This window comes from Streptomyces sp. NPDC089424, assembly GCF_044749345.1.
Classification (GTDB): Bacteria; Actinomycetota; Actinomycetes; order Streptomycetales; family Streptomycetaceae; genus Streptomyces.
On sequence record NZ_JBIVHU010000001.1, the window covers coordinates 1,381,610 to 1,388,300 of the forward strand.

4 protein-coding genes are annotated in these 6,691 nt (G+C 72.4%); 3 read left to right on the forward strand and 1 reads right to left on the reverse strand.

The window, feature by feature from the left end:
- The first annotated feature begins 46 nt into the window (after positions 1-46).
- Positions 47-2,377, forward strand: coding sequence for an AAA family ATPase (locus ACIP2X_RS06035; protein WP_401668069.1), 2,331 nt, complete (start codon positions 47-49; stop codon positions 2,375-2,377).
- A gap of 36 nt (positions 2,378-2,413) precedes the next feature.
- On the opposite strand, the gene ACIP2X_RS06040 is transcribed toward ACIP2X_RS06035, so the two are convergent.
- Positions 2,414-3,085: a hypothetical protein gene (locus ACIP2X_RS06040; RefSeq protein WP_401668072.1), complete on the reverse strand. Its 672-nt coding sequence runs from the start codon at positions 3,083-3,085 to the stop codon at positions 2,414-2,416.
- 180 nt (positions 3,086-3,265) lie between these two features.
- Between ACIP2X_RS06040 and ACIP2X_RS06045 the strand changes: the two genes are divergently transcribed.
- Positions 3,266-4,480 (forward strand): HupE/UreJ family protein, encoded by a 1,215-nt coding sequence (locus tag ACIP2X_RS06045; RefSeq protein WP_401668074.1) that lies wholly within the window; start codon positions 3,266-3,268, stop codon positions 4,478-4,480.
- A 146-nt stretch (positions 4,481-4,626) separates the two neighbouring features.
- The gene (locus ACIP2X_RS06050) at positions 4,627-6,552 is read left to right on the forward strand and encodes a fibronectin type III domain-containing protein (RefSeq protein WP_401668076.1); all 1,926 of its coding nucleotides are present in this window, start codon (positions 4,627-4,629) and stop codon (positions 6,550-6,552) included.
- The last annotated feature ends 139 nt before the right edge of the window (positions 6,553-6,691 follow it).

Below are 6,691 nucleotides of genomic sequence, written 5' to 3' on the forward strand. Positions count from 1 at the left end.
AAAGGCCCTACCCGCCCGCCCTCCGGGGCCGCTATAGCCTGCATGTGTGAGCTTGATCGGACGCCGGGCGGAGCTGGCCGCCGTGGACCGGCTCCTCGACCGGGCCACCGCGGGGCACGGCGGACACCTCGTGGTGAGCGGCCCGCGCGGCTCCGGCAGGACGGCACTCGCCGACGCGGCCACCGACCGTGCGCGTGCCCGGGGGTTCAAGGTGCTGCGCGCCGCCGCGACCCCCGGCGCCGATCCATGGGCGGCACTCGCCGGCCCCGCCACCCGCCCTGCGAGGGCTGAGGAACTCGCGAGCGCTCTGGCCACCGGCGACGCTCCCCGCCTGCTGGTCGTCGACGACCTCGACCTGGCCGGCGAGACCGCCGTGGAGGTCTACCGCCTGCTCGCCTCGCGCGCGGACTCCGGCACGGCCGCCCTCGTCACCACGCTGAGCCCGCTCGGCGTCGCCCCGGAGGTACGGCTCGGCGGACTGACCGAACCGGAACTCGCCGACCTGACACCCGGATCGTCCACCGCCGCCGTCCACGCCCTGTGGCTCGCCTCGGGCGGCCTGCCCGGCCCCGCTCTCACCTTCGCGGCCGAACTGGCCGGCCTTCCGGGGGACACCGACCCCGTCCTGCACCTCGCTCTGACCACCCCGTCGCGCACCGGGTTCCTCGACGTCGACACCCGCCTGGTCCGTCTGCTGGAGGCCGCGGCCGAGCGGCCCCTTCCCCCCACCGCCCGCGCCCGCGTCCTCGCGCGACTCGCCCGCGAACTGCTCGGCGACGCGTCCACCGCCGCACGACGCCGCCGACTCGCCGAAGAGGCGGCCGCGTCGGCCACGGCGAGCGGCGACCCCGGAACGATCGCCGCCGTCCTCGACTCCCGCCTGCACGCCCTGTGGGACCCGGCCGCCGCCGGCGAACGCCTCACCACCGCCTCGACGATCGTGGAACAGGCCCGTCGCGCCGGTGACACCGACGCCGAGCTCCGGGGCCTGTTCTGGCGGTTCGTCGCACTGATGGAACTGGGCGAGACCGAACGCGCCGAGAGCGCGCTGACCGCGTACGCGCGCGCCGCCGAACTCGCCGGTGATGCCGAGGCGTCGGTCGTCGTACCGGCACGCCAGGCGATGCTCGCCACGGTACGTGGCCGGTTCGACGAGGCGGCGGCACTCACCGAGGAGGTCGAGGAACGAGGGCGCCGGGCCGGCCTCGCGGACACCGAACGGCTCGCGGGCAGCCTGCGCAGCGCGGTCGCCGTGCTGCGCGGCGACGCCGGCCGGCTGGTCGCGGCGTGGCAGGCCATGGCCCGGCGGCTGCCCGGACACTTCTTCGAGGCGACGGCGGCCCGGCTGCTGGTGGAAGCCGGATCGACCGTCGAGGCCGGCCTCGAACTCGAACGTCTGCTGCCCGCCGTGCTCGCCGGATCGGGACCGCGCTGGCTGGGGGCGGCCGCGGACCTGGCGGTGGTGGCCTCCCGGACCGGCGACCTGCGGGCGGCCCACGCCCTGCACGAGGCGCTGACCCCGTACGCGGGCCGGCTCGTCGTCTGGGGCGGCGCGAACACCGTCAGCGGCCCGGTCGACGACCACCTCGGCCGCCTGGCCCTGCGGCTCGGCCGCGCCGACGAGGCGGTGGCCCTGCTGGGGCGCGCGGCCGGCCTGGAACGCAGGATCGGCGCACTGCCCTGGCTCGCCCACACCTCGGCCGCGCGCGCGGACGCACTGACCGCCCGCGGCGGACAGGGAGACGCCCGGGCGGCCGACGAGGACCGTGCCACGGCGCGCTCGATCGCCGAACGCCTCGGACTCGACGGCCTCCTCGGCGCCCTGACACCCTCCGCCGACACCTGGGTCTTCGTCCGGGAGGGGGACGACTGGCGACTGGAGGCCGGATCCGAACAGGCCCGGCTGCGCCACATCCGCGGCATGACCTACCTGCACACCCTCCTCGCCGCACCCGGCCGCGACATCGCAGCGCTCGACCTGGTCGCGGGCGGCACAGGACTCCCCACACCCTCCGGCGACCCCGTGCTCGACCCGGAGGGCCGCGCCGCCTATCTACGCCACCTCCGCGTCCTCGACGAGCAGCTCGACGCCGCCGACCGGGCCGGCGACGCCGACCGCGCGCGGGCGTTGGGCGTGGAGCGCACCGCGCTGCTCGCCGAACTGCGACGGCACACCAGCCTCGGCGGGAGAGGCCGCCCCCGGAGCAACGAAGCGGAACGAGCCCGCGTGAACGCGACCCGAGCCCTGCGGACCGCCCTCACGAGGATCGAGGCAACGGCCCCCCTGACCGGCGCCCATCTGCGCGCCTCCCTCCACACCGGAGGCCGTTTCGCCTACCGGCCCGCTCCCGACGGCCCCGCCCACTGGCGCACCTGACCACGGGCGTGCCGCCAGGCGAACCCAGGTGAACCGCTAGTCCGCGTCGAGCCAGATCACGATCCCCGTCACTCCCGTGAGCACCGAGGCGACCCCGGCGCGTACCGCCGCCGCACAGCGGGCCGAGGTGAAGGAGGCCGGGTCGTACGTCGAGGACATGCCGAGGCCCTCGCCGCGGAACGAGGCGCCGGACCAGTCGACGGAGGTGACGTTCTCGGTGGGCTCGGCGAGCTCCGCGCCCACCACGAGGAACTGCTGGGAGAGGTGATGAGGGGTCACGGTGGCGAGGGCGTCGACGAGGTCGTTGCCCGCGCTGACGACGAGGTCGGGCCGCATGTCGAGGGCCTCGGCGATCCGAGGGACGGCGTCGGACTCGTGGGCGGCGGTCACCGTGCGCAGGTCGACGTCCTCGTCCTTCGCCCACCGTTGGACCGCGGCCACCAGGGTCCGGGTCGGACGGTCGTCCCCCGAGGTGACCAGGACGACCCGGTAGTCCTCGGAGGGGTGGAGGCCGGACCACGAGCCGGGGCGTGGAGTCGCGGTCGCCTCCGGGGCAGGCGGATCGGCCGGGTCGACGAAACCCGGCCCCGCGACGCCCACGGCGGAGGGGCGGGGGTGCGGCTGTGACCAGCCGTCACCGGAGGCGCAGGCGGCGAGCGGTACGGCGAGGACGGCAGCCGCGGCCAGCGCGGCGACGGACCGGGGCAAGGGGCGCAAGGTGATCGTTCTCCGGGAGGTGAGGTGGTGCGCCCTCATCCTCATCGCACGTTTCACGCGGAATCCACCCGAGCGAACGCGTCCGCACACTTGTTTGCCAAGGGTTCTTCGACGCTCCGGTTCGGGTTCAGCGAACGCGCGCACGCTGCGGTGGCAACGTGAAGGAGCACCATGTCACACCAGATACGCCGCCCCCTCTTCGTCATCGTCGCGGCACTGTTCGCCTTCCTCGCCGTCTGGCAGCAACCCGCCGCCGCTCACGGCTTCTCCTCGACCGTGTACGCCCATGTCTCCCGGTCCGACACCGGCCTTCTGCGCACCACCCTGGAACTCGAGTACGACCTCTACGTCGTGTCGGCCGCCGACCTCGAACACGACGACGACCTCTTCCGCGAAGGCACGGCGGCCTTCGAGTCCGGCGACACCCGTGCTCAGGCCGCGGCGCTGAACTCGCACGCCCGATCCGCCGTCGGCTACGCCGCCGGCCACTTCCCGGTCACCGCGGACGGCGCGTCCTGCACACCGTCGCAGAGCGGCCGTTTCACGATGGGACAGCGCGAGGGCGTGCCGTACGCCGGCCTGGACCTCGACTGGTCCTGCCCCGGCGACGGCGGAGAAGAGGTGCTGCGCAGCACCCTGTTCCCCGACTCCGAGGGCTATGTCAAGGGCGTCAAGACCATCGTCACCTACGACGTCGACGGCCGCTCGGGCAGCGCGGCGCTGGACGCCGCGCACCCGTCGTTCTCCTTGGCCCAGGCCTGGTACGAGCGCTTCTGGGAGTTCTTCCGCCTGGGTGCCGAGCACCTGCTGACGGGCGTCGACCACCTGCTGTTCCTGCTGGCCCTCATCGCCGGTTCGCGCCGCCCGCGCGAGATCGTGCTGGCGGCGACGAGCTTCACCGTGGCGCACTCGGTGACGTTCATGCTGGCGGCGCTCGGCATCGTCGAGGTGCCCTCGGCCGTCGTCGAGCCCGTCATCGCGCTGTCGATCGCCGTGGTCGCCGGCTGGCACCTGTGGCGACTGGGACGCCATCGCGGCGGAGCGGCGGAGTTGACCGCGGGACAGGAAGGCGGCCGCCTCGGCCTCGACCGCGCCGGCTGGTCCCGCCTGACGGTCGTGTTCTGCTTCGGCCTCGTGCACGGGCTGGGCTTCGCGGGCGCCCTGGGCATCGAGGCGGCGTGGTCCTGGACGCTGCTGTGGTCGCTGCTGGTGTTCAACGTCGGTATCGAGGTCGTGCAGCTGGCCGTCATCGCCGTGGTGTTCCCGCTGCTGCTGGTGCTGCGCCGGCACGCGCCGAAAGCCGGACTGCTGGCCACCGGCGTGGTGTCGGCGGGAGTTTGCGTAATGGGACTCCTCTGGTTCGTCCAACGTGTGGCTGGAGTTTGACACTTTCCACGATCTTTGCCGACTTTGGGCAGTCCTCGACCATTCGGCGGTTTCCCATTCACCGGATCATCACTTGGCGGCGTGAGCGTGCAGATCTCCACTCATGCACGTTTCAGGCGTGCACAACGGAACAGAGAACGAAACTCATGAGATCAAGCAACTCCCCTCAGGCCCGCGGGCCTGTGCGGCGCCACATGGCCACCGGGGCCACTGCGGCGTTTCTGGGGCTGACCGTCGCACTGGGCACCGGCATGGCCGTCCCGGCCGGTGCCGCCGAGTCCGCGACGCTCAGCGGCGTGATACTCGGTGTGGGTGCCAACGAGTCGCAGCGCACTGTGACCTGGTACTCCTCGGCGGACACGGCGCAGGTCATCCAGGTCGCGCCGACCGCGCAGCTGGTGAACGACGAGTTCCCCACGGGCGCGGCCACCTTCGACGCCATGGGCGCGGCGAACATCGCGACCAGCGGCGGCTACAACCGCCACGCGACGATCACCGGCCTGAAGGAGCACACCCAGTACTCCTACCGCGTGGGCGGCGAGGGCAACTGGTCCGCCACCTACTCCTTCACGACGCAGGACTTCGAAGGCGACTACGACTTCCTGTTCTACGGCGACCCGCAGATCGGCTCGTCCGGCAACATCGCGAACGACCAGGCCGGCTGGCAGGACACGGTCGACGTCTCGCTGAAGGCCAACCCGAACGCCGAACTCCTGGTGTCGGGCGGTGACCAGGTCGAGACGGCCAACACCGAGTCCCAGTGGAACGCCTTCCTCGCTCCGGAGCAGCTGCGCCAGTACCCGTGGGCCGCCACCATCGGCAACCACGACGTCGGCGGCAAGGCCTACGAGCAGCACTTCACCACCCCGAACACCGACCGTTCGGCCCCGTACTACGACAACGGGAACCCGGCGGGCACCAAGTCGGGCGGTGACTACTGGTACATCTACAAGGACGTGCTGTTCATCGACCTGAACAGCAACAGCTACAACTCCGCCAACGGCGGCGGCGACGCGGCGCACGTCAACTTCGTCACCGACGTCATCAACAAGCACGGCAACGAGGCCAAGTGGAAGGTCCTCGTCTACCACCACGCGATCTACTCGCCGGCCGCGCACGCCAAGGACGGCGACAACAAGCTGCGTCGCACCGACTTCCCGACAACGTTTTCCAAGCTCGGTGTGGACCTGGTCCTGCAGGGCCACGACCACAGCTACTCCCGCAGCTACCTCATCAAGAACGGTGAGAAGGAGAACCCGGCGGAGAAGCCGGGTGCCGCCGACGTGTACCCGGGCCCCGGTGGCGTCCTGTACGTGACGGCCAACTCCGCCTCGGGCTCGAAGTACTACGACATCTCCAAGCCGGACAGCAGCGGGACCAGCGGCGCGGGCAACGGCGCCGACCCGCTCAACCCGGACAGCTACTGGTACAACTCGGTCCAGAGCCAGGAGCACGTCCGCACCTACGTCAAGGTCCAGGTGCGCAAGGACAAGCTCGTGGTCGAGAACATCCGCAGCGGCGCGGCCGGCCCGGACCAGCCGGTCGGCTCGCACGTCGACGACGTCACCGTGCACCCCTTCCACGGGGACAAGCAGGACCTGCAGGTCGACGTCCCGAACCCGGCCCCGGGCGAGTTCGGCTGGACGATCGACGGCTACAACGGGCTGGTGGACCTCGGTACCGCCAAGGAGGAGAACGGCGACCACTTCGTCGCGGGTGGCAAGATCAACCCGATCCTCGTCTCGGACAGCCGCCGCTCGCTCGCCCCGTGGTCGATCGCGGCCAACGTGAGCGACTTCCGCGACGCCGACAAGACGTTCTCCGGCTCCTTCCTGGGCTGGAAGCCGTACGTCCTGGACGGCGGCGCCGGTGCCACGGCCGGTGAGCCGGTGGCGTCCGGCTACGACGACCACGGGCAGGGCCTGTCCGTCTCGCGTGGCCTCAGCTCCGCCGAGCAGGGCCACCCGCGGGGCGGCGCCAGGCTCGGCGCCGACCTGGATCTGAAGATCCCGGACAGCGTCGACAAGGGCGGATACCGCGCCACCCTCACGATCACTGCGCTCAGCAGCTGACCGTCACCGATTGACGGCGGGGCGGGCACCCGCCCGGGTGCGCCCCCCCCCCCCCCCCGCGCACCCCCCCCCAGCGCGCGGCCCCCCCCCCCCCCCCCCCCCGCCCCCGCCCCCCCTTGACCCCCACCCCCCCCCCCGC

Bases quoted from the DNA above. Each gene is read 5' to 3' on its own strand.
- ACIP2X_RS06045 (WP_401668074.1), top strand. From the start codon at position 3,266: ATGTCACACCAGATACGCCGCCCCCTCTTCGTCATCGTCGCGGCACTG.
- ACIP2X_RS06050 (WP_401668076.1), top strand. From the start codon at position 4,627: ATGAGATCAAGCAACTCCCCTCAGGCCCGCGGGCCTGTGCGGCGCCAC.